Origin of the sequence: Pseudonocardia zijingensis (assembly GCF_042657305.1) — a bacterium.
GTDB classification, from domain to species: Bacteria; Actinomycetota; Actinomycetes; order Mycobacteriales; family Pseudonocardiaceae; genus Pseudonocardia; species Pseudonocardia zijingensis.
This window is the reverse complement of sequence record NZ_JBHSKO010000024.1, coordinates 114,687-141,054: the sequence shown is the minus strand read 5'-3', so window position 1 is coordinate 141,054 and position 26,368 is coordinate 114,687. Positions and strand designations below refer to the sequence as shown.

Annotated in this window: 19 protein-coding genes; 6 read left to right on the top strand and 13 right to left on the bottom strand. The window is 72.8% G+C overall.

Annotated elements, in window-relative coordinates:
• Positions 1-138 precede the first annotated feature (138 nt).
• Entirely contained in the window at positions 139-912 is a 774-nt protein-coding gene (locus ACFPL3_RS33360; protein WP_343939079.1) for an LLM class F420-dependent oxidoreductase, read from the bottom strand.
• A gap of 476 nt (positions 913-1,388) precedes the next feature.
• Between ACFPL3_RS33360 and ACFPL3_RS33355 the strand changes: the two genes are divergently transcribed.
• Positions 1,389-1,892 (top strand): DUF742 domain-containing protein, encoded by a 504-nt coding sequence (locus ACFPL3_RS33355; RefSeq protein WP_343939083.1) that lies wholly within the window; start codon positions 1,389-1,391, stop codon positions 1,890-1,892.
• On the opposite strand, the gene ACFPL3_RS33350 is transcribed toward ACFPL3_RS33355, so the two are convergent.
• The 3 genes from ACFPL3_RS33350 to ACFPL3_RS33340 all read right to left on the bottom strand — a co-directional run bounded on the left by ACFPL3_RS33350 (position 1,870) and on the right by ACFPL3_RS33340 (position 7,496).
• A complete protein-coding gene (locus ACFPL3_RS33350; RefSeq protein ID WP_343939085.1) occupies positions 1,870-4,002 on the bottom strand; it encodes a putative bifunctional diguanylate cyclase/phosphodiesterase in 2,133 nt (710 codons plus the stop codon). The genes ACFPL3_RS33355 and ACFPL3_RS33350 overlap by 23 nt on opposite strands.
• A gap of 91 nt (positions 4,003-4,093) precedes the next feature.
• Entirely contained in the window at positions 4,094-4,465 is a 372-nt protein-coding gene (locus tag ACFPL3_RS33345) for a hypothetical protein (protein ID WP_343939087.1), read from the bottom strand.
• A gap of 505 nt (positions 4,466-4,970) precedes the next feature.
• Positions 4,971-7,496 (bottom strand): DEAD/DEAH box helicase, encoded by a 2,526-nt coding sequence (locus ACFPL3_RS33340; protein ID WP_343939089.1) that lies wholly within the window; start codon positions 7,494-7,496, stop codon positions 4,971-4,973.
• Between the two features lie 65 nt (positions 7,497-7,561).
• Between ACFPL3_RS33340 and ACFPL3_RS33335 the strand changes: the two genes are divergently transcribed.
• The 3 genes from ACFPL3_RS33335 (at position 7,562) to ACFPL3_RS33325 (ending at position 12,302) form a co-directional block, all read left to right on the top strand.
• Positions 7,562-9,130 carry an ATP-dependent DNA ligase gene (locus ACFPL3_RS33335; RefSeq protein WP_343939091.1) on the top strand — a complete coding sequence of 523 codons (1,569 nt, stop codon included), beginning with the start codon at positions 7,562-7,564 and terminating at the stop codon, positions 9,128-9,130.
• A gap of 68 nt (positions 9,131-9,198) precedes the next feature.
• Complete coding sequence (locus tag ACFPL3_RS33330) at positions 9,199-9,945, top strand: beta-phosphoglucomutase family hydrolase (RefSeq protein ID WP_343939093.1); 747 nt, start codon at positions 9,199-9,201, stop codon at positions 9,943-9,945.
• A complete protein-coding gene (locus tag ACFPL3_RS33325; protein WP_343939095.1) occupies positions 9,942-12,302 on the top strand; it encodes a glycoside hydrolase family 65 protein in 2,361 nt (786 codons plus the stop codon). Before ACFPL3_RS33330 ends, ACFPL3_RS33325 begins: the two co-directional genes overlap by 4 nt.
• A gap of 18 nt (positions 12,303-12,320) precedes the next feature.
• Here ACFPL3_RS33325 and ACFPL3_RS33320 read toward each other — a convergent pair whose 3' ends face one another.
• Genes ACFPL3_RS33320 through ACFPL3_RS33310 form a run of 3 tightly spaced genes read right to left on the bottom strand, consistent with a single transcriptional unit; the run spans position 12,321 to position 15,646 of the window.
• The gene (locus ACFPL3_RS33320) at positions 12,321-14,744 is read right to left on the bottom strand and encodes an excinuclease ABC subunit UvrA (protein ID WP_343939097.1); all 2,424 of its coding nucleotides are present in this window, start codon (positions 14,742-14,744) and stop codon (positions 12,321-12,323) included.
• A 37-nt stretch (positions 14,745-14,781) separates the two neighbouring features.
• On the bottom strand, positions 14,782-15,192 hold the full coding sequence (locus ACFPL3_RS33315; RefSeq protein WP_343939099.1) for a VOC family protein: 411 nt from the start codon (positions 15,190-15,192) through the stop codon (positions 14,782-14,784).
• Between the two features lie 10 nt (positions 15,193-15,202).
• A complete protein-coding gene (locus tag ACFPL3_RS33310) occupies positions 15,203-15,646 on the bottom strand; it encodes a helix-turn-helix transcriptional regulator (protein ID WP_343939101.1) in 444 nt (147 codons plus the stop codon).
• A 102-nt stretch (positions 15,647-15,748) separates the two neighbouring features.
• Between ACFPL3_RS33310 and ACFPL3_RS33305 the strand changes: the two genes are divergently transcribed.
• A complete protein-coding gene (locus ACFPL3_RS33305) occupies positions 15,749-16,312 on the top strand; it encodes a DUF6328 family protein (RefSeq protein WP_343939103.1) in 564 nt (187 codons plus the stop codon).
• A gap of 476 nt (positions 16,313-16,788) precedes the next feature.
• Here ACFPL3_RS33305 and ACFPL3_RS33300 read toward each other — a convergent pair whose 3' ends face one another.
• On the bottom strand, positions 16,789-17,598 hold the full coding sequence (locus ACFPL3_RS33300) for an RNA polymerase sigma factor SigF (RefSeq protein ID WP_343939105.1): 810 nt from the start codon (positions 17,596-17,598) through the stop codon (positions 16,789-16,791).
• A gap of 188 nt (positions 17,599-17,786) precedes the next feature.
• On the opposite strand from ACFPL3_RS33300, the gene ACFPL3_RS33295 reads away from it, so the two are divergent.
• Positions 17,787-20,042, top strand: a complete 2,256-nt coding sequence (locus tag ACFPL3_RS33295; protein WP_343939143.1) for an ATP-binding domain-containing protein — start codon at positions 17,787-17,789, stop codon at positions 20,040-20,042.
• 135 nt (positions 20,043-20,177) lie between these two features.
• Here the strand turns inward: ACFPL3_RS33295 and ACFPL3_RS33290 are convergent, their stop codons facing one another.
• The 5 genes from ACFPL3_RS33290 to ACFPL3_RS33270 form a co-directional block, all read right to left on the bottom strand.
• Complete coding sequence (locus ACFPL3_RS33290; RefSeq protein WP_343939107.1) at positions 20,178-20,945, bottom strand: 3-oxoacyl-ACP reductase; 768 nt, start codon at positions 20,943-20,945, stop codon at positions 20,178-20,180.
• A 23-nt stretch (positions 20,946-20,968) separates the two neighbouring features.
• A complete protein-coding gene (locus ACFPL3_RS33285; protein WP_343939109.1) occupies positions 20,969-21,703 on the bottom strand; it encodes a gamma-glutamyl-gamma-aminobutyrate hydrolase family protein in 735 nt (244 codons plus the stop codon).
• Entirely contained in the window at positions 21,684-23,027 is a 1,344-nt protein-coding gene (locus tag ACFPL3_RS33280) for a glutamine synthetase family protein (protein WP_379590119.1), read from the bottom strand. Before ACFPL3_RS33280 ends, ACFPL3_RS33285 begins: the two co-directional genes overlap by 20 nt.
• Before the next feature lie 101 nt (positions 23,028-23,128).
• A complete protein-coding gene (locus tag ACFPL3_RS33275; protein ID WP_343939113.1) occupies positions 23,129-25,387 on the bottom strand; it encodes an amino acid permease in 2,259 nt (752 codons plus the stop codon).
• 35 nt (positions 25,388-25,422) lie between these two features.
• Complete coding sequence (locus ACFPL3_RS33270; protein ID WP_343939115.1) at positions 25,423-26,346, bottom strand: phosphotransferase; 924 nt, start codon at positions 26,344-26,346, stop codon at positions 25,423-25,425.
• Positions 26,347-26,368: the final 22 nt, after the last annotated feature.

The following is a 26,368-nucleotide window of genomic DNA, read 5'->3' as shown; positions in this document are numbered from 1 at the left end:
GTTATCACCGCGGGAGAGCCGTCTAGGGTTGGACACCGACATCCTCCTGTCGTGGTTGGGACACCAAGCCCGAGCACCACAACAGGGGGATGTCCTCGTTTTCAACCACTCAGGCACTTACTAGGCCGGCGCCCCGCGTCAGCGGCGTGCGTCGCGCCAGGCGATCCACTCCTTCACCAGGCCGAGGTCGTAGTCCGGGCCGCTCGAGCCGATCGTGAACAAGCTCGCCCCGGCGGCCACCAGCGCGTCGCCGACCTCCTCCGGCGCGGCCGAGACCCCCACGGAGCGCACGATCTCGCCCGGGTCGCGGCCCACGTCCGCGCAGTGGCGGTCGAGGATCCCCGACTTGCGCGTGAACGTGTCGAGGTCGCCGAAGCCGTGCCAGATCGTGGCGTGCTCGGCGGTGTAGCGCAGCGTCTTGCGCTCCCCGCCGCCGCCGATGAGCACCGGGATGTCGCGGGTGGGCGGCGGGTTGAGCTTGCCCCAGCGGGCGCGGATGCGGGGGAGGGCCTGCGCGAGGTCGGCCAGGCGCTCCCCGGCCGTGCCGAACTCGTAGCCGTACTCGTCGTAGTCGCGCTGGAACCAGCCGGCGCCGATCCCGAGGATCAGCCGGCCGCCGGAGATGTGGTCCACCGTGCGCGCCATGTCGGCGAGCAGCTCGGGGTTGCGGTAGCTGTTGCAGGTGACGAGCGCGCCGATCTCGACGCGGCTCGTGGCCTCCGCCCACGCGCCGAGCATCGTCCAGCACTCGAAGTGCTTCCCGTCGGGCTCGCCGCTCAGCGGGAAGAAGTGGTCCCAGTTGAACACGACGTCCACGCCCGCGTCCTCGGCCTCGGCCACGGCGGCGCGGATCTGCGCGTAGTCGGCGTGCTGGGGCTGCAGTTGGACGGCGATGCGGATGGGGTGCGTCATGCGCCGATGCTCTCACCGCGGCCGGGATGTTGCCGATGCTCACTTCTCGTGATCGACTGATCACGAAACGTCATGGCGGCGGAACGGAGGAGTAACAGGATCGTAACGCACTGTCGACATCGTGGTCGCACTTCCAAGCGAGGGGGAGTAGCGAGGTGGACACCGAGGACGATCCGGGCCCGGCGATCGGGTTGACCGGCGCGCGTTTCGGGGGCGCTCCGCGACGGAAGCGCTCCGCCCGGCAGAAGGCGGCGAAGGGCGCCGCGCGAGCTGCCGAGGCGCCGAACCAGGGGACCGGCGGGGGCGGAACCGACAGTACGGACAGCAGTACGGACGGTGAGGCAGAGACCGGCACCGTCGTCTTCCCGGCGGTCGGTGCGCCGCCGGGCCTTCCGGCGCGCTCCGGGGCGCGCCAGCACGGTGCGCCGCCACCGGAGCCGGCACCGCCACCGGTACCGGAGCCACCGCCGGCGCCGGTGGACGCGCAGCCTGAGGCGGACGAGCCCGTCGTCGGTCTCACCGGGGCACGCTTCGGGTCCCGCCCGCGCCGGCGCCGCACCGCCGAGCCCGCCGCGGCGCCCGAGCCTGCACCTGCGGCATCGACGTCACCGCCACCCGCGCCCCCGCTCCCGGAGCTGGAGCCGGTCGAGGGCGGATCGGCGTTCGTGCGGCCCTACGTGTTCACCCGCGGGCGCACGCGCGCGGCGTTGGACCTGTCGATCGAGACGCTCGTGTCGGCGGTGCCCGGCGCGTCCACGGCCGGCCTCGGCGGCGAGCACCACGCCGTGCTGGCCCTGTGCGGGCAGTCGCGTTCGGTGGCGGAGCTCGCGGCCCGGGTGGGAGTGCCGCTGGGGGTGGCGCGCGTCCTGGTGGGCGACCTGGCGACGGCGGGAGCGGTGGCCGTGCACCACGGCACCGGGGAGGCGGGCCCGGACCTGGAGCTGATGCAGCGCGTGCTCAGCGGTCTTCGCAGGCTCTAGACGTGGTGGGGCCGATCGGCCCGCGCAACAGGTCGGGTACCTGCGCGGCGGGCACCGCGGGGGCGAAGTACCAGCCCTGACCGGTGTCGCAGCCGAACTTGCGCAGCCGCTCCAGCTGGGCCGCGGTCTCCACCACCTCGGCGGTGACGGAGAGACCGAGCGTGTGGGCGAGCTCGATGAGCAGCGCGAGCACCTCGAGGTCGACCTCGTCGCAGGCGTCCGCGCCGTCGGAGGCGGGGTCGCGGGACGCGAACGGCCTGCTGACGAACGGCCCGGCGAGCTTCAGCGCGTGGACGGGCAGGGTGCGCAGGTAGGCGAGGTTGGAGTAGCCGGTGCCGAAGTCGTCGATGGCGATGCGCACGCCCATGTTCGCGAGGGCGCGCAGCGCGTCGAGCGGCTCGTCGGTGCTGCCCATGAGCGCGCTCTCGGTGAGCTCGAGCTGCAGTGCGTGGGCGGGCCACCCGGTATCGGCGAGGATGGCGGCGACGTCGTCGACCACACCCGGTTCGCGCACCTGCCGCGCGGCGATGTTGACGCTGACGAACAGCGGGGTGTCCGGCAGCTCCTCCCGCCACCGCACCGCCTGCCGGCACGCTTCGGCGAGCACCCACTTCCCGAGCGGGACGATCAGCCCGGTCTCCTCGGCCACGGGGATGAACGCGTCGGGCCCGACACGGTCGCCGCCGGGCTGCTGCCAGCGGACGAGCGCCTCGACGCCCACGGCGTGCTGGTCGGTGAGCCGCACCAGTGGCTGGTAGTCCACCACGAACTCGCCTGCCTCGAGCGCGACCGGCATCCGGGCGGACAGCTCGAACCGGGCGACGGCGGCGCGGTGGCGTTCGGCGTCGAACCGGGCGATGCGGTTGCGGCCGTCCTGCTTCGCCCAGTGCAGGGTGGTGTCGGCGGCCTTCATCAGGTCGGCGGCGGTGGTGAGGCCTGCCGATCCGGCGGCGTCCACGTGCTCGACCACACCGACGCCCGCCGACACGACCACCCGGTGCGGGCCGGAGGGCACCGCGCGGCGCACCACCTCCAGTGCCCGGCGGGCCACGTCGTCGGCGGGTCCCTCGACGAGCACGACGAACTCGTCGCCCGCCATGCGGGCCACCAGGTGCCCGCTGCCCGCCTCGCCGATCTCGGCGTCGAGCCGCTGCGCCACGGTCTGCAGGACGTGGTCGCCGACGTCGTGGCCGAGGGTGTCGTTCACGGCCTTGAGGTCGTCGATGTCGAGGTAGCAGATGCCGACGGGACGGCCGGCCGCGAGCGCCGACTCGAGGCGCTCGAAGAACAGGGTGCGGTTGGGCAGGCCGGTGAGGGGGTCGTGGTAGGCCTGGTGGCGCAGGGACGTCTCGAGGCGGTGCCGATCGGTGACGTCGGCGACCATGACGACGACGAAGCGCGGCGTGCCGTCCGGGGCCCGCACCAGCGACAGCACCGTGTCGGTCCAGATCGTGCTGCCGTCGTCGCGGAGGAAGGGGCGCTCCAGCCGGGCGTTCTCCCGCTCTCCCTCCTGCATCGCCCGCAGCGCGTCGCGGTACTCGTGGTCGTCCTCGGGCACGTAGTAGTCCACCGTGCGGCGCACGAACTCCTCGGCCGACAGGTCGAACATCTCGCAGAGCGCGCGGTTGACCTCCACGACCCGCCCGTCGGGGGTGAGCACGGCGATCCCGATCGCCGCGTCTGCGAACACGGCGCCGAACCGGGCCTCGCTCGCCCAGCGCGCCTGCTCCGCGGCCGCCCGGGCGGCGAAGGCGGCCGCGCTGATCCGCTCCTGCTCGGCGCGGGTGCGCTCCTGCAGGGCCACGGCGTAGGCGCAAGCCAGGGAGCCGAGCGCCTCCCCGCCCCGGTGGGGATCGACGGCCACGAGGGGCGGGCCGAGCGCGGTGAGCGTGCGGTCCAGGGCTGCCGGGTGGGTGAAGCCGGTCTCCACCAGCCAGCGTCCGACCTCGGCACCCGCGGCGGCCGGGGCGGCGCCCGCAGCGGCGTCCAGCATCGTGGCGGCCCGTTGGGCGAGCGCGGCGTGGAGCTCGCGGCCCGGCAGCGGCACGAACCCCGCGGCCTGGATCGCCGTGGCCCATGCGGCACCGAGCGCCTGCGCGTCGTCGCCCATGGCCGCGCCCCCGCTCGAGACCCTGATCGCCCGGGACCTGGGGCGATCTTGGCGCGCAGCCTACCTCTCCTGGCCGGTCATCGCGGTTCGATCACGGTGACTGACGGGGGCGCCCGCCGCGGCGCATGTCGCCCGTGGTGGTCCGGCGGCCCGGGTCGAGCAGCCGCTTCCATTTCGCCTGAGCCGCCTGGCGGCTCGACAGCTGGGCCTGCACGGCGTCGGCCACCTGGGCCCACGTGAGCCCGTCGGCGCGCAGTCGGCGGATGAGGTCGCGCTCGTAGTAGTCGGCGAGGCGGCGCATCTCGCCGACGAGGGCGTACCAGGCCGCGGCGGCGTCTCGGGTGAGCCCGCCGTCGGCGGAGACCTCCTTGAGCCGGTCCAGCCTGCCGGTGATGGAACGGTCCGGGCGGGCGATCATCGGATCGACCCGGTCGAGCCAGCGGACGGCCTCCTCGTACTTCATGCTGTCAATCATTCATTGACGCCATCGATCCGTCAACCGATCATGGACACTGCGGCCCGGCGTGTCGCCGGCCCTGGAGCGGGGGAGAGGCGTGGCAGTCGCAGCGGCGGGGGTTGTCCGGGCGATTCCGCCAGGCCGCCGGTGCGCCGCGCATCGTGCGGGGCCGCCTCTCACGCCTCAAGCGCGCCCTCGGCGTCGCTGCGCGAGCGCTTCGCGCCCCTTGGCCCGTGAGCCTCTGCGGCCCCTCCCGGGCGAATCGTGGGCAGGCCGGGGCCTGCCAGGTGGACGCGCGGCGCCACCGGCAGCCGGTTCCGCGTCATGATCACGGGATTGGCGCATTCCCGGGCGTTTTCGACACGGGAATGCGCCAACTCCCTGATCATGGGCCCATCGATGGTCGGAGTTGCGCTGCGGGGGCAGCTGCTCCCGAATGCCGGCAAGGTGGCTTTACTGGCATATTGCGCCAGTAAAGCCACCTTGCTGGCGTTGGAGGGTGGGCGGGGCCTCAGCCGCCTAACGGTTCCACGCCGGTCACCCAGACGGCCGGGGTGCCCTGCTCGTCGGAGGCGGCGAGGTCGATCTCCGCGGTGATGGCCCAGTCGCCGTTGCCCTCGGGATCCTCGAGGACCTGGCGCACGAGCCAGCGCTCGGGCTCCTCGGTGACCGAGAACAGCTGCGGGCCGCGGGCGTTCGGGCCGGTGCCGATGCCGCCGGGCCCGTGCTCGGCGAAGTACGGGGCGAGCGCCTCGCGCCAGGCGTCGGCGTCCCAGCCGGCCTCGGCGTCGAGTCCGCCCAGCTCGTCGAAGCGGTGCAGGGCGGCGAGCTCGACGCGGCGGAACATCGCGTTGCGGACGAGCACGCGGAAGGCCCGCGGGTTCGCCGTGACCGCGGTGGGCGTCTCGTCCAGGCGGGGCCGCTCGGGTTCCTCACCGGTGCCCTCCCCGGCGGCGAGCGCCTCCCACTCGTCGAGGAGGCTGGAGTCGACCTGGCGCACCAGTTCGCCCAGCCATTCCTCGACGTCGACGAGCTCCTCGGTCTTGGCCTCGTCGGGCACGGTCTGGCGCAGGGCCCGGTAGGCGTCGGCGAGGTAGCGCAGCACGAGTCCCTCGGACCGGGCGAGCCCGTAGTGCCCGATGTACTCGACGAACGTCATGGACTTCTCGAACATGTCGCGCGCCACCGACTTGGGGGACAGGTGCGCGTCCTCCACCCACGGGTGCCCGCGCCGATAGGTCTCGAGCGCGGCGTGCAGGAGTTCGTCGAGGGGCCTGGGGTAGGTGACGTCGTCGAGCAGCGCCATCCGCTCCTCGTACTCGATGCCGTCGGCCTTCATGGCGGCGACGGCCTCCCCGCGGGCCTTCTTCTGCTGGGCCTGCAGCACGGGGCGGGGGTCGTCGAGGGTGGACTCGAGCACCGACAGGACGTCCATCGGGTATTCCGGGGACTCCTTGTCCAGCAGGTCGATCGCCGCGAGTGCGAACGGGGACAGCGGCTGGTTGAGCGCGAAGTCCAGCTGCAGGTCGCCGACGACGCGCACGTGGCGGCCCTCGGCGTCGGGCTCCGGCAGCTCCTCGACCACCCCCGCGGTGCGCAGCGCCCGGTAGATGGCGATGGCGCGCCGGATGTGGCGGAGCTGGCGGGCCCGCGGCTCGTGGTTGTCCTCCAGCAGGTGCCGCATCGCGGTGAACGCGTCGCCCGGCCGGGAGATCACGTTGAGCAGCATCGCGTGCGTGACCTTGAAGTGGCTGGTGAGCGGCTCGGGCTGGGCGTTCTGCAGCTTCTCGAAGCTCGTCTGCGACCAGCCGACGAACCCCTCGGGCGGCTGCTTGCGCACCACCCGGCGGCGCTTCTTGGGGTCGTCGCCCGCCTTGGCGAGCAGGCGGGCGTTCTCCACCTCGTGGTCGGGGGCCTCGGCGACCACCGTGCCCACGGTGTCGTAGCCGGCGCGGCCGGCACGCCCGGCGATCTGGTGGAACTCGCGGGCCTTGAGCGGGCGGGTGCGCTGCCCGTCGTACTTGGCGAGGGCGGTGAACAGCACCGTGCGGATCGGCACGTTGATGCCGACGCCGAGCGTGTCGGTGCCGCAGATGACCTTCAGCAGCCCGGCCTGGGCGAGGGTCTCCACCAGCCTGCGGTAGCGGGGGAGCATGCCCGCGTGGTGCACGCCGATGCCGTGGCGCACCAGCCGCGAGAGCGTGCGGCCGAAGCCCGCCGTGAACCGGAACCGGCCGATGAGCTCGGCGATCGCTTGCTTCTCCTCGCGCGAGGAGACGTTGACGCTCATCAGCGCCTGCGCCCGTTCGACGGCCGCGGCCTGGGTGAAGTGCACGACGTACACCGGGGCCTCGTGGGTCTGCAGGAGCTCGCCGATGGTCTCGTGCAGCGGCGTGAGGACGTAGCGGAAGTGCAGCGGCACCGGCCGCTCCACCGACGTGATCACCGCGGTGTCGCGGCCCGTGCGGCGGGTGAGGTCGTCGCGGAAGAACGACACGTCGCCCAGCGTGGCGCTCATCAGCAGGAACTGGGCCTGCGGCAGCTCGATCAGCGGCACCTGCCACGCCCAGCCCCGGTCCGGGTCGGCGTAGAAGTGGAACTCGTCCATCACCACCGAGCCGACGTCCGCGCCCCGCCCCGAGCGCAGCGCGATGTTCGCCAGGATCTCCGCGGTGCAGCAGATGATCGGCGCCTTCTCGTTCACCGCGGCGTCGCCGGTGAGCATCCCGACCTTGTCGGCGCCGAACGTGTCGATGAGCTGGAAGAACTTCTCGCTCACCAGCGCCTTGATCGGCGCGGTGTAGAAGGTGCGCTCCCCGCGGGCGAGCGCCGCGGCGTGGGCACCGACCGCCACGAGCGACTTCCCGGAGCCGGTGGGCGTCGAGAGGATCACGTTGCCGCCGGTGACCAGCTCGAGCAGCGCCTCCTCCTGCGCCGGGTACAGCGACAGGCCGCGTTCCTCGAACGCCCAGTCGGTGAACGCCTCGACGAGCGCGTCGGGGTCGGGGTCGGGAGGGATCCTGTCGGTGAGGGTCATGATGACCCCGATCGTCCCGCACGGGCGTGGCGACCTGCAGTTCAGGGGCAGATACGGTGGGTTCTGTGACGGAGCGGGAGAGCGGGGGCGGCGTGCCCGCGCTCGTCCCGCCGATGCAGCCCGGCACCGTCACCGGCGAGCCGCCCACCGGTGCCGACTGGGTGGTGGAGGTGGCGTGGACGGGGCACCGCTGCATCGCCTACGTCGAGCCCGGGAAGCGGGTGCGGCTGCTCTCGGGAGCGGGCAACTCGATGAGCTCCGCCTACCCCGAGCTCGCGGAGCCGCTGCTGCGCCGCTCGCCGCCGGGCGGCATGGTGCTCGACGGCACGCTCGTGGCGCGCGGTGAGGAACACGCGGTGCGTCCGCGGCTGATCGCCCGCCGCAGCGCGCGCCACCGCCCCTCGGACGCCACGATCAGGCGCATCCCGGTGGACCTGCAGGTGGCCGACCTGCTGTGGCTCGACGGCCAGGACACCACCGCGCTGCCCTACGCCGAGCGCCGTGCGCTGCTGGACGGGCTCGGGTTCGCCAGCCCACCGGTCTGGACCACCTCTCCGCTGCCCGCCACCGAGATCGCCACGATGCTCGCCATCGCGGAACAGAAGGGCGCCGACGGCCTGCACGCGCGCCACCTGCGGGGCCGCTACCACCCGGGTGGGCGGTCGCGGTTCTGGCTGCGCGTGCCCGTCACCCGCACGCGGCAGGTCCTCGTGGGCGGCTGGACGCCCGCCGACCCGCAGCGGCCCGAGACCGTGGGCACCCTGCTGCTCGGGGCACCGGTGCCGGACGCGCCCGGCCGGCTGCACTACGTCGGGCGGGTCGGGGTGTCGCTGGGGGAGCGGCGCCGCCTCGCCGTGGAGCTCGCGCACCGCGAGCAGGCCGCCCCGCCCTTCGTCGACGCGGTGCCGGCCGCGGCGGCGGGCCACGCGCGGTGGGCGCAACCGGGGCTCACGGGGCTCGCCGAGTTCTCGGGGTGGATCAGCGGCCGCCGGATGCGCCGCCCGTACTGGCGGGGGCTGCTCGACGCCGGCGACGTCCACGAGGACCGCTGGGCTCAGCCGCCCGAACCGGCGCCGGTACCGCCCCAGCCCCAGTCGCCCCCCGAGCCCGAGCCGCGGCCCCGGTCCCGGCCCGCGCCCCCGGCTCCTGAACCGCCACCCGCCGCACCGCCCGCGCCCGACCCACCGGAGCCCGTCCCGGCCACGGACGCGCGCCGGCTCGAGCAGCACTTCGTCTACAACGCGCTGAACACCATCGCCGCGCTGATCCGCACGGATCCCGGTCGCGCCCGGGACCTGCTCATGGGCTTCGCCGACCTGAACCGGGCCGCCGACCAGGTGGGCGGGAGCACGCTGGGCGAGGAGCTCGCCGCCGTGCAGGGGTACCTGCAGCTGGAACAGGCCCGCTTCGGCCCGCGGCTGCGGGTCGCGGTGGACGTGGCACCCGCGCTGCACCCGGTCCCCGTCACCCCGCTGCAGCTGCTCACCGCCGTGCGCGACGCCGTGCAGCGCGAGATCGAACCGCGGCCCGACGGCGGCGAGCTCACCCTCGCTGCGCGGCCCGTGGAGGGCGGCTGCGAGGTCACCGTGGCCACCGCCGGTGCGGCCGCCCGGACCATCCGCCTCACCTCGTAGGGGTCGTGTCGCGCACCACCCGGCGACTCCGGCTCCCCGGGTGATCGACGGCTCGGTACCGTGCGCACATGCTCGGCCTCCCCGACGGCACGCGCGCGTGCCTCTTCGATCTCGACGGCGTCCTCACCGACACCGCGAGCGTCCACGCCGCCGCGTGGAAGCAGATGTTCGACGAGTACCTGCGGGCTCGTGCCGAGCGGGAGGGCACGCCGTTCCGGCCGTTCGACGTCGCCACCGACTACGCCGCGTACGTCGACGGCAAGCCGCGCCTGGCGGGCACCGAGTCCTTCCTGCGCTCGCGGGGGATCGAGCTGCCCGCGGGCGGGCCCGATGACCCGCCCGACGCCGAGACCGTGTACGCCCTGGCCAGGCGCAAGAACGCCCTGGTGCAGGAGAAGATCGTGACCGTCGGGGTGGAGGTCTACCCCGGGTCGGTGCGCTACCTGCAGGCCGTGAAGGACGCCGGGCTCGCCACGGCGGTGGTGTCGTCGTCGGCGAACGCGAAGCAGGTGCTCGAGGTGGCCGGCCTCGAGCACCTCATCGACCACCGCGTCGACGGGGTCACCGCGAAGGAGCGGGGCCTGCCGGGCAAGCCCGCGCCGGACACGTTCCTCGCCGCGGCCGCCGACCTCGGCGTCTCCCGCGAGGAGGCCGTGGTGTTCGAGGACGCGCTCGCCGGGGTCGCCGCGGGCAAGGCGGGCGGGTTCGGCTTCGTGGTCGGCGTCGACCGGCTCGGGCAGGCCGACGCGCTGCGGGAGCAAGGCGCCGACGTCGTGGTCACCGACCTCGCCGAGCTGCTGGAGAGTGGGTCGTGAGCCCCGATCCGGGCCGCGCGTTCGCGGTGGAGCCGTGGGTGGTGCGCGAGCCTCGGCTCGACCTGGACCGGATGGGGCAGGTCGAGTCGGTCTTCGCGCTGTCCAACGGGCACATCGGGCTGCGCGGCAACCTGGACGAGGGGGAGCCGCACGCGATCCCGGGCACGTACCTCAACTCGTTCTACGAGCGGCGGCCGCTGCCGTACGCCGAGGGCGGGTACGGGTATCCGGAGTCGGGGCAGACGATCATCAACGTCACCAACGGCAAGCTGATCCGGCTGCTGGTGGAGGACGAGCCGTTCGACCTGCGTTACGGCCAGCTGTCCCGGCACGAGCGGGTGCTGGACCTGCGGGCGGGCACGCTGTCGCGGGACGTGGAGTGGACCTCGCCCGCCGGGCGGGTGGTGCGGGTGCGCTCCACCCGGCTGGTGTCGCTCACCCAGCGCGCGATCGCCGCCATCGAGTACGAGGTGGAGGTCGTCGACGCCCCGGCCCTGCTCGTGCTGCAGTCCGAGCTGGTGGCCAACGAGCAGCTGCCCGCCCGCGACGAGGCCGACCCGCGGGTGGAGGCCGCGCTCACCGACCCGCTGGTGGCCGAGCAGCACCGCTGCGACGAGGCCGGGGCCACGTTGCTGCACAGGACGCGCAAGTCCGGGCTGCGGGTGGCCGCGGCGATGGACCACGAGGTCGAGGGGCCCGACGGCATCAAGGTCACCTCCGAGGCCACCGACGACACCGGGCGCACCACGGTGATCACCCGGCTCGAGCCGGGGCAGACGTTGCGGCTGGTGAAGTACCTGGCCTACGGCTGGTCGGCGCGGCGGTCGCTTCCTGCGCTGCACGACCAGGTGCGCGCGGCGCTGGCGGCGGCGCGCTACACGAGCTGGGAGGGGCTGTGCGCCGAGCAGCGCCAGTACCTGGACGAGTTCTGGGAGACCGCGGACGTCGAGATCGACGGTGACGCGGAGCTGCAGCAGGCCGTGCGGCTGGCCACGTTCCACGTGCTCCAGGCCGGCGCGCGGGCCGAGCGGCGCGCGATCGGCGCGAAGGGGCTCACCGGCGAGGGCTACGACGGCCACACGTTCTGGGACACCGAGACCTTCTGCCTGCCAGTCCTGTCCCACCTCGCGCCCGACGCCGCGGCCGACGCGCTGCGGTGGCGCCAGTCGATCCTGCCGCTCGCCTACGAGCGGGCCGAGCAGCTGGGCCTGAAGGGCGCGGCGTTCCCGTGGCGGACGATCCGGGGCCAGGAGTGTTCGGGCTACTGGCCTGCCGGGACGGCGGCGTTCCACATCAACGCCGACATCGCCGACGCCGTGCGCCGGCACGTGGCGGCCACCGGGGACGTGGTGTTCGAGCGGGAGGTGGGGCTGGAGCTGCTGGTGGCCACCGCGCGGCTGTGGCGCTCGCTGGGCCACCACGACTCGGCGGGGGAGTTCCGGATCGACGGGGTGACCGGCCCGGACGAGTACACCGCGATCGTGGACAACAACGTCTACACCAACCTCATGGCCCAGCAGAATCTCCGGGTGGCGGCCGAAACGGCGGCCCGGCACTCGCGGGCGGCCGCGCGGCTCGGCGTGAACGCCGAGGAGATGGCGTCGTGGCGGGATGCGGCGAAGTCGATGCGGATCCCGTTCGACGAGGTGCTGGGGGTGCATCCGCAGGCGGAGGGGTTCACGCACCACCAGGTGTGGGACTTCGAGGGCACCCCGGCGGAGAAGTACCCGCTGCTGCTGAACGTCCCGTACTTCGATCTGTACCGCAAGCAGGTGATCAAGCAGGCGGATCTGGTGCTGGCGATGCAGTTGCGGCCGGATGCGTTCACGCCGGAGCAGATGCGGCGCAACTTCGCCTACTACGAGGCGTTGACGGTGCGGGACTCGTCGTTGTCGGCGTGCACTCAGGCGGTGGTGGCGGCGTGGACCGGGCATCTGGACCTGGCCTACGACTACCTGGCCGAGGCGGCCCTGGTGGATCTGGACGATCTGGCGGGGAACTCGGATCACGGGGTGCACATCGCGTCGATGGCGGGCACGTGGACGGCGGTGGTGGTCGGGTTCGGCGGGATGCGGATGGACGAGTCCGGGATCGGGTTCGCGCCGCGGTTGCCCCCGGCGTTGACGCGGATCTCGTTCGGGTTGCGGTGGCAGGGCCGTCAGCTGCGGGTGGAGATCCGCCCGGAGGAGGCGGAATACCGGTTGGTGTCGGGGCCGCCGATGCGGCTGCGCCACCACGGTGAGGCGATCGCGTTGGACGAGGAGCCGCAGGTGCTGCCGATCCCGGCCCTGGAGCCGGTGGAGCCCGTGGAGCAGCCCTACGGCCGCGGTCCACGGGCCCGCCACCCCGGCAGCTGACCGGGATCAGACCCGGGATCAGGCGCCGACGTAGTCCGCGAGGTGCTCGCCGGTGAGCGTGGAGCGGGCGGCCACCAGCTCGGCGGGGGTGCCCTCGAACACCACCCGGCCGCCGTCGTGGCCGGCCCCGGGGCCCAGGTCGATGATCCAGTCGGCGTGCGCCATCACGGACTGGTGGTGCTCGATCACGATCACCGACTTGCCGGAGTCGACGAGCCGGTCGAGCAGCCCGAGCAGCTGCTCCACGTCGGCGAGGTGCAGGCCGGTGGTCGGCTCGTCGAGGACGTAGATCCCGCCCTTCTCGGCCATGTGCGTGGCCAGCTTGAGCCGTTGCCGCTCGCCGCCCGACAGCGTGGTGAGCGGCTGGCCCAGGGTGAGGTAGCCCAGCCCGACGTCGGCGAGCCGGGTGAGGATCGCGTGGGCGGCCGGGGTGCGCGCCGCACCCGCGCCGAAGAACTCCGCGGCCTCGGCCACCGGCATCGCGAGCACCTCGCTGATGTCCCTGGCGTCGTCGCCCTCGCCGAGCCGGTACTCCAGCACCGAGGCCTGGAACCGCTTGCCCTCGCACTCCTCGCAGACCGTGGAGACGGTCTCCATGAAACCCAGCTCCGTGAAGATCAGCCCGGCGCCGCCGCAGGCCGGGCACGCACCCTCGGAGTTGGAGCTGAACAACGCCGGCTTGACGCCGTTCGCCTTGGCGAACGCCTTGCGGATCGGGTCGAGCAGGCCCGTGTAGGTGGCCGGGTTGCTGCGCCGCGACCCGCGGATCGGGGTCTGATCGACCGCCACCACCCCCGCGTCCCGCGGGATCGACCCGTGCAGCAGCGAGCTCTTGCCCGACCCCGCCACACCGGTGACCACGACGAGCACCCCGAGCGGGATGTCGACGTCGACGTCGCGCAGGTTGTGCGTGCGCGCCCCGCGGATCTCCAGGTGCCCCGTGGGCGTGCGCACGGACTCCTTGAGCGCCGCCCGGTCGTCGAGGTGCCTGCCGGTCACCGTGCCGGAGGCGCGCAGCCCGTCGACGGTGCCCTCGAAGCAGACGTGGCCGCCCGCCGTGCCCGCCCCGGGCCCGAGGTCCACGACGTGGTCGGCGATCGCGATCGTCTCGGGCTCGTGCTCCACCACGAGCACCGTGTTGCCCTTGTCCCGCAGCCGCAGCAGCAGGTCGTTCATCCGCGTCACGTCGTGCGGGTGCAGCCCGGTGGTGGGCTCGTCGAAGACGTAGGTGACGTCGGTGAGCGAGGAGCCCAGGTGGCGGATCAGCTTCGTGCGCTGCGCCTCGCCACCCGACAGGGAGCCCGAGGGCCGGTCCAGCGAGAGGTAGCCCAGCCCGATCTCCACGAACGAGTCGAGGGTGTGCTGCAGGGAGGCGAGCAGCGGCGCGGCCGAGGGCTCGTCCAGGCCGCGCACCCACTTCGCGAGGTCGCGGATCTCCATCGCGCACGCGTCGGCGATGCTGATCCCGGCGATCTTCGACGAGCGCGCCGCCTCGGTGAGGCGGGTGCCCTCGCACTCGGGGCAGGTCGCGAACGTGACGGCCCGGTCGACGAAGGCCCGGATGTGCGGCTGCATCGCCTCGCGGTCCTTGGAGAGCATCGACTTCTGCAGCTTCGGGATCAGGCCTTCGTAGGTGACGTTGATGCCCTCGGCCTTGATCCGGGTGGGCTCCTTGTACAGCAGGGCGTCGAGCTCGCGCTTCGTGAAGTCGCGGATCGGCTTGTCAGGGGGGAAGAACCCGCTGTCGCGGTAGATACGGCCGTACCAGCCGTCCGAGCCCCACCCCGGGATCGTGAACGGGCCCTCGTTCATCGACTTGGTGTCGTCGTAGAGCTGGGTCAGATCGATGTCGGAAATCCGGCCGGTGCCCTCGCAGCGCGGGCACATGCCGCCGGTGACGCTGAACTCGCGCCGCTCCTTCACGGTGCGCCCGCCGCGCTCGATCGTCACCGCGCCCGCGCCGCTGATCGAGCCCACGTTGAACGAGAACGCCTGCGGCGACCCGATGTGCGGCTGCCCCAGCCTGCTGAACAGGATGCGCAGCATCGCGTTCGCGTCGGTCACCGTGCCCACGGTGGAGCGCGGGTTGGCGCCGAGCCGCTCCTGGCCGACCACGATCGCGGTGGTCAGCCCGTCGAGCACGTCGACGTCGGGCCGATCCATCCTCGGCATGAACCCCTGGACGAACGCGCTGTACGTCTCGTTGATCATCCGCTGCGACTCGGCCGCGATCGTGCTGAACACGAGCGAGCTCTTGCCCGACCCGGAGACCCCGGTGAACACCGTCAGCCTGCGCTTCGGGATCGCGACGGTCACGTCCTTGAGGTTGTTCTCGCGCGCGCCGTGCACGCGGATCAGGTCGTGGCTGTCGGCGACGTGCCGCGCGGTGCCGTCCTGGGCGGCGCCGTCCTTGGCGGTGCTGTACGAGGTGGTCGTGCTCATGAGGTCTCCGTGTCCGGGGTCGGGCTGCTGCGGGCGGTCAGGGCACCTGGAAGATGCGGATCATGTTGCCCGCGGGGTCGCGGAGGGCGCAGTCGCGCACACCCCAGGGTTGGTCGGTGGGCTCCTGCACCACGTCGGCGTCACCGGCCTGCAGGCGCTCGAACGTGGCGTCGACGTCCTTGGTGGCCAGGTTGATGCCCGCGAAGGTCCCCTTCGCCATCATCTCGGCGATGGTGCGCCGCTCGTCCTCGGTGATGCCCGGGTCGGCGGCCGGCGGGTGCAGCACGATCGAGGTGTCGGGTTGGCCGGGCGGGCCGACGGTGAGCCAGTGGAGCCCCCCGTACTCGACGTCGTTGCGGACCTCGAACCCGAGGGTGTCGCGGTAGAAGGCGAGGGACGCCTCCGCGTCGTCGTGGGGGAGGTATGCCTGGTAGATCCTGATGTCCATGGCCGTCACGCTAGCGGCGGCCCGGGACCGGTACTTCTCGATTCCTGACCGGTCTGGTGACCTTCTTCGCCACGCACGGCGGGATGCCCTCCGCCTCGTCCGCGCCGTTGCGCCGGTAGACGCTCGGCGGCACCCCGACCAGCTCGGCGAAGCGGGTGCTGAACGTGCCCAGCGACGAGAACCCGACCGCGAAGCAGATCTCGGTGACGCTCATGTCGCCGCGGCGCAGCATCGCCTTCGCGCGCTCGATGCGGCGGGTCATGAGGTACGAGTAGGGCGACTCGCCGTACGCGCGGCGGAACTCGCGGCTCAGGTGCCCGGCCGACATGTGCACGCCCCGCGCGAGCGCCTCCACGTTCAGCGGCTGCGCGTACTCCCGGTCGATCCGGTCGCGGACGCGACGCAGCCGGGCGAGGTCAGCCAGGTGCTGGCGCTGCGCGGACGTGCTGGTCACGCGTCGAATCGTCCCATGACACGGCGGCCCGGCCGGGGCACGGGGCACGGTCACGCCGGGTGACGCCGAATCGGAACTCACTCGTTCGGGTAGTCCTGGCCCATGACAGCACCGCCGAGCGGCGCCCGGGCGGACGGGCGTGGTGAGGGCCCGCTGCAACGCGCCGACCGCAACATGATCGAACTGCTGCAGGAGCTGCGGGTCGCGCAGACCGGGGTGCAGATCCTCTTCGCGTTCCTGCTCACGCTCTCGTTCACCGAGCGCTTCGGCTCCATCGACGACTTCCAGCGCTGGACCTACGTCGTCACCCTGCTGTGCTCGGTGCTCACCGCCGGGATGTTCGTGGCACCGGCGGCGGTGCACCGGGTCACGTTCCGGCGCGGGGTGAAACCGGAGACCGTGCAGCTGGGGCACCGCCTGTTCACCCTCGGCCTCGGCGCGCTCGCGCTCACGCTCACCGGATCCGTGCTGCTGGTGCTCGACGTCGCGGTCGGGCGGCAGTTCGCGATCGTCGCGGCGGTGGTGGTGTGCCTCGTGCTGTGCCTGCTGTGGTTCGCCCTCCCGGTGCCGATGCTGCGCCGCTCCCGCGCCAACGGCGGCCCCGGCCCCGAGGAGCGGCCGCCGCCCGACCCGTCCGCGAGCGTCCAGGCGTCGTCGTCGGCCTGACCGGCCCCGAGCTCACACACCATTTGTGGTGCCGGCACATCGGTTGTAGTCGGTGTGTGGGCGCATGGGGTGGTGTGTGAGCGGGTCGGCGCGGCCGTCGGGGACGTCGGCACACCACTTGTGGTGCTGGCACATCGGTTGCAGTCGGTGTGCGAGCGCGAGAGGTGGTGTGTGAGCGGGTCGGCGCTACCGCTGAGGTGCTGGCACACGACCTGTTGTGCTGGCACACCGGTTGCAGTCGCTGTGTGAGCACTCGAGCTGGTGTGCGAGCCAATCGCCGTGACCTCGAGGGCTCGCACACCGCCTGTGATGTCGACGCTCCGCCGGCAGGCGGTGCGCGACGCCGGAATTCGTGTGCGAGCGGTCGTCGCCGCCCGGGGCCTCACACACCACTTGTGGTGCCGGCACATCGGTTGCAGTCGGTGTGTGGGCGCCCGAGGTTGTGTGTGAGCCCCGAGGCGGTCGGTTCGCCGGCGCTAGGAGTCCTGGGTCATCCGCCGCCGCAGCTGCGCGACCGTCTGCGCCAGGAGACGCGAGACGTGCATCTGCGAGATCCCCACGCGATCGGCGATCTGGGTCTGGGTGAGGTTGCCGAAGAAGCGCAGCAGCAGGATCGTGCGTTCCCGTTCGGGCAGCTCGTCGAGCAGCGGCGCGAGGGTCTCCCGGTACTCGACGTTCTCCAGCTCGGCGTCCGCGTCGCCGAGGGTATCGGTGAGCGGGGTGTCGGCGCCGGACACGAGCTCGTCGAGAGAGGCGCTGCGGTAGGCCTGCTGGGCGTCGAGGCCCTCGACGACCTCCTCGGTGGGCATCCCGAGTCGCGCCGCGATCTCGCTGGGCCGCGGGGCGCGCCCGAGCTCCTGCGACAGCGGGCCGATGGCGCCGTTGATGGCGCTCTGGAGGTCCTTGAGCCGCCGGGGGACGCGCATGGACCACGTGCGGTCGCGGAAGTGCCTGCGGATCTCGCCGGTGATGGTCGGGACGGCGTAGGAGAGGAAGTCGATCCCGCGGGAGGGCTCGAACCGGTCGACGGCGTTGAGGAGCCCGACGGTGCCGGCCTGTTCCAGGTCGTCGACGGGCTCGCCGCGTCCCCCGAACCGCCGGGCGATGTGCTGCACCACCGGCAGGTAGCCGGTGACGAGCTCGGCTCGCAGCGCGGGGCGTTCGGGGTGGTCGTCCGGAAGGGAGGCGAACCGGTCGAAGAGCGGCGCGAGGTGGGCGTAGTCGGAGTCCCGGGAAGGGTCGCTCGATGCACGCCTCCCTCGCGCGGGATCGGCGTGGAGCTGCACGCAACGGCCTACCCGCGGCCTGCGGCTCGGAAACCCGGCCGCTGGTACGTTCATAAGCTGCCCTGTCGTCCGCACGCCCCCGCGAAGGTGATCAGCCGGTGTCGAACAGCACGTCCTCCGCGGTGCCGGACATCCGCGCCGCGGAACAGCTCGAGGACGGGATCGAGCACGAGCAGGCCTACGTCCGGATGCTCTACGAGCGCCTCGACGCGCGGCGGGCCGAGACGGCGCGGCGGCTGTCGGACGTGCTGCACGACGAGACCGTCGGCACCCCGCAGGCGCTCACCGAGCGCGACGCGGCCGCGGCCATGTACACCGACCGGCTCGCCGCCCTGCGGGCCGCGGAGCACGGTCTCGCCTTCGGGCGGCTGGACGTCGAGGACGGCGAGCGCCGCTACGTCGGCCGGCTGGGTCTGCTCGACGAGGACAACGAGTACGAGCCGCTGCTGATGGACTGGCGGGCCCCGGCGGCCCGGCCGTTCTACACGGCCACCGCGGCGTCGCCGGAGGGCATCCGGCGCAGGCGGCACCTGCGCACGCGCCGCCGTGAGGTGACCGCGGTGGACGACGAGGTGCTGGACCTCGACGACGCCACGGCCGCGTCCCAGTCGAGCGGGCTCACCAGCGAGGCCGCGCTGCTCGCCGCGGTCGATGCCCGCCGGACCGGCCGGATGGGCGACATCGTGGCCACCATCCAGGCCGAGCAGGACGCCGTGATCCGCTCGAAGCCCTCCGGGGTGCTGGTGGTGCAGGGCGGGCCGGGCACGGGCAAGACGGCGGTGGCCCTGCACCGGGCCGCCTACCTGCTCTACACCCACCGCGACCGGCTGGCGCGCCGCGGCGTGCTGGTGGTCGGGCCCAACCCCACGTTCCTGTCCTACATCGGGCAGGTGCTGCCCTCCCTCGGGGAGACGAGCGTGGTGCTCGGCACGGTCGGGCAGCTGCACCCCGGGCTGGACGCGCGGCGCACCGACCCGGCCGCCACCGCGGCGGTGAAGGGCCGGGCGGAGATGGCGGCCGTCATCGCGGCGGCCGTGCGCGACCGGCAGCAGGTGCCGCGCCGGCCCATCGAGTTGGAGGTGGAGGGGCAGCCGGTCCGGCTCGACCGCGACATCGCCCACGCCGCCCGCACCCGGGCGCGGCGCTCCCGCAAGCCGCACAACGAGGCGCGGCGGATCTTCCGCAAGGAGGCGGTGCGGCTGCTCGCCGAGCAGGTGGCGCGCACGCTCACCGGCCCCGGCCAGCGCAACCTGCTGGACGCGGGCGACCTCGCCGACATCCGCGACGAGCTGGCAGAGGACCCGCAGCTCGGGCGCGAGCTGGACGCGCTGTGGCCCACGCTGTCGGCCGAGCAGCTGCTCACCGACCTGTTCGCCGACCGCAAGCGGTTGAACTCCGTGGCGCGCCGGCTGCCCGCCGCCGACCGCGAGCTGCTGCTGCGTCCCGCGCCCGCCGACGACGTCCCGAACGACCTGCGCTGGACGCCCGCCGACGTCCCGTTGCTCGACGAGGCCGCCGAGCTGCTCGGCGACGACGGGTCGGAGGCGGCCGCGCGCGAGGCCGCCGCCCTGCGCGAGGAGATCATGTACGCCCAGGGGGTGCTCGACGTCCTCGACCTGGAGGAGGACCTCGACCCGGAGCTGCTGCGGGCCACCGACGTGGTCGACGCCGACCGGCTCGCCGAGCGGCAGGCGGTGCGCCGCTACGACTCCACCGCGGAGCGGGCGGCCGCCGACCGCGAGTGGACCTACGGGCACGTGATCGTCGACGAGGCGCAGGAGCTGTCGCCGATGGCGTGGCGGCTGGTGATGCGCCGCTGCCCGAGCCGTTCGATGACGATCGTCGGGGACATCGCCCAGACCGGCGACCTGGCCGGTGCGGGTTCGTGGCACGAGGTGCTCTCGCCGTTCGTGGAGCGGCGGTGGCGCCTGGAGCAGCTCACGGTGAACTACCGGACCCCGTCCGAGATCGCCGACGTCGCCGACGACGTGCTCGCCACGATCGAACCCGGCCTCGCCCCGCCGCGCTCGGTGCGCAGCACCGGGGTGCCGCCGCGCGCGGTGCGGGTCACCAGCGGCGGGCTGGAGGACACGGTCGCGAAGGTGCTGGCCGAGGAGTCCGGCGCGGTCGGCGACGGCCGCACGGCCGTGCTCGTGCCCTCCGGCCGGGTGGACGCCCTGCGCGCCCGGCTGCTCGGCGCCGAGTCCGACACCGGCCCCGCCGAGGTGGACCTCACCGCCCCGGTGGTCGTCCTGCCGGTGAGCGCCGCGAAGGGCCTCGAGTTCGACGCCGTGGTCGTGGTGGAGCCCGCCGAGATGCTCGCCGAGTCACCGCGCGGCCGCGGCGACCTCTACGTGGCGCTCACCCGCGCCACCCAGCGCCTCGCCGTGGTGCACGCCGAACCGCTCCCGCCGATGCTGCACAGGCTGCGCCGCGACGGCTGATGGCCCGCCGGCCCGGGATCATGCCGAGCAGTACTCCACAGTCCTCAACGGGACGGTGGAGTACTGCTCGGATCGATCATGCCCGGCGCGTCGCACACAGGTGCTGACGCTGCCGCCGTCGAGTACTGCTCGTCTCTAGAGGGGCGTGACGTACGCGCCGGAGATGCCGCCGTCCACGAGGAAGGTGGACGCGGTGATGAAGCTGGCGTCGTCGCTGGCCAGGAACGCCACCGTGGAGGCGATCTCCTCGGCGCGGGCGAACCGGCCCATCGGGATGTGCACGAGTCGGCGCTGGGCGCGCTCGGGGTCGGCGGCGAAGAGCTCCTGCAGCAGCGGGGTGTCGACCGGCCCGGGGCACAGCGCGTTGACCCGGATGCCCTCGCGGGCGAACTGCACGCCCAGCTCGCGGGTCATCGCGAGCACGCCGCCCTTGGACGCGGTGTAGGAGATCTGGGAGGTGGCGGCGCCCATCACCGCCACGAACGACGCGGTGTTGACGATCGCGCCCCGGCCCTGGCGCTGCATGTGCGGGATGGCCGCCTTGCAGCACAGGAACACCGAGGTGAGGTTGACCTCCTGCACGCGCCGCCACGCGTCGAGGCCGGTGTCGAGGATCGAGTCGTCCTCCGGCGGGGAGATGCCTGCGTTGTTGAAGGCGACGTCCACGCTGCCGTAGGCGTCGACGGCGGCGGTGAACAGCGCCTCGACCTGCTCCGGCGACGTGACGTCGGTCTGCACGAAGAGCCCGCCCACCTCGTCGGCGGCCGCCTTGCCCGCTCCGGGGTCGATGTCGGCGACCACCAGCCGGGCGCCCTCGGAGGCCAGCCTGCGCACCGTGGCGAGCCCGATGCCGCTGCCGCCACCCGTCACGACCGCGGTGCGGCCGGAGAACCGTTCCGTCATAGGTGCAGCGTAAATGCGTCGGTCTAGACCGTAGGGGTGGGCCCGCCGGACGAGGCTGCCGCCACCAGCGCGGCCATCAGGCGCACGTCGGTGGCGTCCTCCTCGGGGTGCCACTGGACGCCGACCACCCACCGGTCGCCCTCCAGCTCCACCGCCTCCACCAGGCCGTCGTCGGCGCGGCCGGTCACCACGAGGCCGTCGGCCAGCCGGTCGAGGGCCTGGTGGTGGTGGCAGCGCACCGTGGCCACGGAGCCGAGCGCGGCGCTGACGCGGGTGCCCGGCTCCAGCGCCACCTCCACCGTGCCGAAGACGCCGGGGGAGGGGTTGTGCCCGTCGTGCCCGACCACGTCGGGGACGTGCTGCACGAGCGTGCCGCCGAGCCCGACGTTGAGGACCTGCGCGCCCCGGCACACGCCCAGGACCGGGATCCCCCGTTCGAGGGCGCGGTGCAGCACCGCGAGCTCGGCCGCGTCGCGGTCCGGGCGCGGGGCACCCGTGCGCGGGTGCGGCTCGGCGCCGTAGCGGTCCGGGCCGACGTCCGGCCCCCCGGCGAGGACGACCGCGTCGAGGCGGTCCACGGCGGCCGCCGACTCCGGGAACTGTGGGAGCAGCACCGGCACCCCGCCCGCCGCGACCACGACGTCCGGGTACGTGCGGGGGAGCAGGACCGACTCGTTGTCCCAGACCCCGTAGCGGGCCCGCTCCCCGTAGGCCGTGATCCCGACCAGCGGGCGCGGGCTAGAGCCGCTCGAACCCACGCCTGCGCTCCCAGTCGGTGACCGCCGCGTCGTACGCGGCCAGCTCCACCCGGGCCGCGTTGCTGTAGTGCTCCACCACCTCGGGGCCGAAGGCCGCCTCGGCGACCTTGGAGCCCGCGAAGAGGCCGGCCGCCTCGCGCAGCGTCGAGGGCACCCGCGGGCCCGTCGACGCGTAGGCGTTGCCGGAGTACGCGGGGGCGAGCGGCAGGGCGTTCTCGATGCCGTGCAGCCCCGCCGCGATGAGCGCGGCCACCGCGAGGTAGGGGTTCACGTCCCCGCCGGGCACCCGGTTCTCCACGCGCAGCGACGGCCCGTGCCCGACCACCCGCAGCGCGCACGTGCGGTTGTCCAGCCCCCACTCCACCGCGGTGGGGGCGAAGCTGCCGTCCGCGAAGCGCTTGTAGGAGTTGATGTTCGGCGCGAACAGGTAGGTCAGCTCGCGCAGGCAGGCCTGCTGACCGGCGATGAAGTGCGCGAACAGCGGCGAGAACCCGTGCTCGCCTTCCCCGGCCGACACCGGACCGTCCGCACCCCGCAACGAGATGTGGATGTGGCACGAGTTGCCCTCGCGCTCGTCGTACTTCGCCATGAAGGTCAGCGCCATGCCGGCCTGGTCGGCGATCTCCTTGGCGCCCGTCTTGTAGATCGAGTGGTTGTCGCAGGTGGTGAGGGCGTCGGCGTAGCGGAACGCGATCTCGTGCTGGCCGAGGTTGCACTCGCCCTTCGCCGACTCGACGACCATCCCCGCGCCCGCCATCCCGTTGCGGATGCGCCGCAGCACCGGCTCCACCCGGCCGGTGCCGATCATCGAGTAGTCGACGTTGTAGAGGTTCGCGGGCTCGAGCGCGTGGTAGCCCTTGCGCCACGCCGTGTCGAACGAGTCGGCGAACAGCATGAACTCCAGCTCGGTGCCCACGTCGGCGGTGAGGCCGTGCGCGGCGAGCCGCTCGAGCTGCGCGCGCAGGATCTGGCGCGGCGAGGGCACCACCGGCGTGCCGTCGGCCCACTGCACGTCGCACAGCACGAGCGCCGTGGCCTCGTGCCACGGCACGAGCCGCAGCGTGGACATGTCCGGCACCAGCACGAAGTCGCCGTAGCCGCGGTCCCAGCTCGACATCGCGTAGCCGTCGACCGTGTTCATCTCGACGTCGACCGCCAGCAGGTAGTTGCACGCCTCGGCGGCGTGCGGCACGACCTCGTCGAGGAAGTACTGCGCCGCGCACCGCTTGCCCTGCAGGCGGCCCTGCATGTCGGTGAACGCGACGAGGACGGTGTCGATCGCGCCGTCGTCGACGGACGTGCGCAGCTGCTCGAGGGTGAGCATGCCGGTGCGGGCCATGGGTGTCCTTCCGGGGGCGATCACGACGAACGGCACTCCCACTCCGGCTGTACCGGCGGGGAGTGCCGTTCGTCCATCCTGGTGCCTTACTTCGCCGGTGTCTCGGCGTCGGGCCCGGCGTCGGGCTCCGCAGCGGCCTCGGCAGTGGACTCGGCGGGGGCCTTGGCCTTGCCGTTGGCCGAGGAGCGGCTGCGGGTGGTCTTGCTCGTCCGCGTGGAGCTGCTGCGCGTGCTCCGGCCGTTCGCGGCGCCCGCGGTCTTGAGCTCGGCCTTGAGCTCCTCGAGCAGCTCGCTCTTGAGCTCGGCCTTCAGCTCCTCCTTCAGCTCGGCCCGGACCTCGGGGCTGATCGCGGCCGCGGCCGCCGGCGCCTCGGCAACCGGCTCGGCGACGGGCTCGGGCTCGGGCTCGGCGACGGTCTCGGCTGCGGGCTCGGCTTCGGACGGGGCGACTGCCGCGGTCTCGGCCTCGGCCTGCGTGTCCGCCTCGGTGGCGTCGGCGGCCGCCTCGGCCGGAGCCTCGGCCTCCGCCTTCACCGGTGCGTCTGCCTCGGCCGCCGCGTCGGCGACCTCGGCAGCCCCCGCATCCTGCTCGGGCTTCTCCACGGCCTCGCCGGCGTCCTCCTCGGTGGCCTTCTCCTCGGTGGCCTTCTCCGAGGAGTCGCCCGCGGCGGTGTCGTTCTTCTCGGGAGCCTTCTCCGCAGCGTCGTCGGTGGTGTCCACCTTCTCGGCCACCGCCACGCCTCCGGCGGCCGCCGGGGCGGCGGGCGCCTTCGCGGCACCGGGGCCACCCGCGCCGTGCGCCTCGGCCTCGAGCTGGTCCTCGATGCTCTGCAGCTCCGCGAGCGAGCCGCCCTCCGGAACCGGCCCGGTGAACCAGGTGCGGGCCGACAGCAGGTACCAGCCGCCGAACAGCACCAGCGCGCCGAACACGGTGATGGGCGCGTAGTTGACCGCTTCCCAGTCGAATTCCTCGGAGAACGGCACGCCGGCGGGGGAGAGCGGCATCAGGAACAGGATGCACACCAGGCCGATCCAGACCACCGCGATCGTGGAGACCCACTTGTAGTGCTTGCCGAGGCTCCAGGCGCCCGGCTCGAACCGGTCGCCCGCCTTGATGCGCAGGATGATCGGCAGGCCGAAGGCGATGTAGAGCCCGATGACGGCGATCGAGGTGCCGACCGCGTAGCCGAGCACGCCGTTGACGAGCGTGGGGAGCATCAGCGCCCAGGACAGGACGCAGATCGCGGTGACGGCGTTGACGGGTGCGCGGTTGCTCGCGACCTTGCGCCAGATGTTGTGGAAGGGCACGGCCCGGTCGCGGGAGAACGCGAACATCATCCGCGAGGACGCCGTGACCGACGCGGTGCCGCAGAACAGCTGCGCGATCACGGCGATGATCAGCAGGAACTGGGTCCAGGTGTCGCCGAGCGCCTCCGTCCAGATGTAGATGACGGCGTCGCCACCGGCGTCGATCACGCCCTGCACGTCCGGCACCGCGAATGTCACCGCGACCAGCAGGATGAAGCCGAACACCACGGATGCGACGACCGCCATGATCATGCCGAGCGCTGCGGTGCGGGACGCGCCGCGCGTCTCCTCGCTCATGTGCGCGGAGGCGTCGAAGCCGGTGATCGTGTACTGCGACATCAGCAGGCCGATGCCGAAGACGAACCAGAAGGCGGTGTCGGAGAAGCCGGAGTTGTTGATCGTCTCGCCGAACACGAAGGCGGCGGACTGGTGGTTGTCCGGCACCGCGATCAGCACGGCGACGACGACCGCGACGCCGACCATGTGCCACCACGCCGAGATGGTGTTGAGCAGCGCGAGGACGTTGATGTTGAGCAGGTTGAGCCCGAGCTGCAGCGCGGCGATCACCGTGAAGACGATGAAGATGGTGCCGCTCTCGTTTCCCATTCCCGGGAACCAGAGGTTCAGCAGCGCGGTCGCGAAGATCGCCGAGCCGTACTGGATCGCCGCGGTGACCGCGATCTCGCCGACCAGGTTGAACCAGCCGGTGAACCAGCCCCACGTGGGCCCGCCGAGCTTGGAGGCCCAGAAGTAGAGCGCGCCCGCGGTGGGCATCGCGGAGGCGATCTCACCCATCGCCATCGCGACCAGGATGCAGAACGCACCGACGAGCAGCCATCCCCACGTCACGGCGACCGGGCCGCCGTTGTTGAACGCGAGGTAGTACGACGTCAGGCAGCCCGCGAGGATCGAGATGATCGTGAACGAGATGGCGAAGTTGGAGAACCCGCCCATCTCGCGATACAGCACTTGGGCATAGCCGAGGCGATGCAGGATCGCCTCGTCGTCGGTGCGCTGGGCACCCTCGGTGGCGGCCACGGGGGCTCCTCGGTGGTTCGGGGGGTGGATCGTGGTCATTCCGGTTGAGTGGCCGCCACGAGCAGCTGCTCGAGGTCGGGTCCGTCGAACGCCGCGACAGCGCGGTCGTACTTCTCCATCCCCCAGGACCAGAAGTCGAAGTCGAGGGGGCTGGAGCCGTCTTGGATGGCCGCCCAGAGCGTCCAGCCGTACTGGGACATCAGGGCGAACAGGCGAGCTCGCGCGACCTGCCGCGGGCGCGGCCGCCCGTAGTAGGCCGTGACGAGCTCGTCGAGCAGGGGGAGCGGCAGGGTGGCCTCGCTCCAGATGTTCCCGAGTTCGAAGCACGGGTCGTTGTTGCCCGAGTACTCGTAGTCGATGATCCGCACGCGCTCGCCGTCGTCGAGCAAGTTCTCGGCGAGCAGGTCGTTGTTGCAGGGGACCGTGTCGGTGCGGGGGCCGAGCGCCTCGCGGATGCGCTCCACCGCGGGAGCGAACTCGTCGTAGCGGTCCGGGAGCCGGAAGCCGTGCTCGGCGACGATCCGCCGGTAGCGGGCCTGCACCTCGAACATGTCGAAGTCGTTGACGAACCGCGGTCCGGCGTGCAGCGTGCGGCAGGCCGCGGCCACGCGGTGCAGGACGTCGGGCCGCTGCAGGTCGGCGTCGCCGAGCGCCCGTCCGGGGAGGAAGCCGACGGCGAGTCCCTCGCCGGGCCGGTAGTGCAGGACGGGTGCCCCCACGCCGGCCTCCGCCGCGGCGACCGAATTGGCGTGTTCGACGTCACGGTCGATGCCGAGCAGGCTCTTCCCGGCCGCCGGGATCCGCACCACGCACGTGCCGTCACCATTGGTGACCTTGAGGTTGCGATTGGTGAGACCACCAGGTAGGTCCACGACGGTGCGAGGGTGACGGGCCGTGCACGGAATCGTGTCGAGCAGGGCTTCCAGGTCCGGTTCGAGCACTGTCGTGGTCAACTCCACTGGGGGATGGTAGAAGTCGCGT

What these genes read in the sequence shown, in the direction of transcription:
- ACFPL3_RS33360 (WP_343939079.1), bottom strand. Translation starts at nt 912, where the DNA reads ATGACGCACCCCATCCGCATCGCCGTCCAACTGCAGCCCCAGCACGCC.
- ACFPL3_RS33350 (WP_343939085.1), bottom strand. Translation starts at nt 4,002, where the DNA reads ATGGGCGACGACGCGCAGGCGCTCGGTGCCGCATGGGCCACGGCGATC.
- ACFPL3_RS33345 (WP_343939087.1), bottom strand. Translation starts at nt 4,465, where the DNA reads ATGAAGTACGAGGAGGCCGTCCGCTGGCTCGACCGGGTCGATCCGATG.
- ACFPL3_RS33340 (WP_343939089.1), bottom strand. Translation starts at nt 7,496, where the DNA reads ATGACCCTCACCGACAGGATCCCTCCCGACCCCGACCCCGACGCGCTC.
- ACFPL3_RS33330 (WP_343939093.1), top strand. Translation starts at nt 9,199, where the DNA reads ATGCTCGGCCTCCCCGACGGCACGCGCGCGTGCCTCTTCGATCTCGAC.
- ACFPL3_RS33320 (WP_343939097.1), bottom strand. Translation starts at nt 14,744, where the DNA reads ATGAGCACGACCACCTCGTACAGCACCGCCAAGGACGGCGCCGCCCAG.
- ACFPL3_RS33315 (WP_343939099.1), bottom strand. Translation starts at nt 15,192, where the DNA reads ATGGACATCAGGATCTACCAGGCATACCTCCCCCACGACGACGCGGAG.
- ACFPL3_RS33305 (WP_343939103.1), top strand. Translation starts at nt 15,749, where the DNA reads ATGACAGCACCGCCGAGCGGCGCCCGGGCGGACGGGCGTGGTGAGGGC.
- ACFPL3_RS33295 (WP_343939143.1), top strand. Translation starts at nt 17,787, where the DNA reads ATGCTCTACGAGCGCCTCGACGCGCGGCGGGCCGAGACGGCGCGGCGG.
- ACFPL3_RS33290 (WP_343939107.1), bottom strand. Translation starts at nt 20,945, where the DNA reads ATGACGGAACGGTTCTCCGGCCGCACCGCGGTCGTGACGGGTGGCGGC.
- ACFPL3_RS33280 (WP_379590119.1), bottom strand. Translation starts at nt 23,027, where the DNA reads ATGCTCACCCTCGAGCAGCTGCGCACGTCCGTCGACGACGGCGCGATC.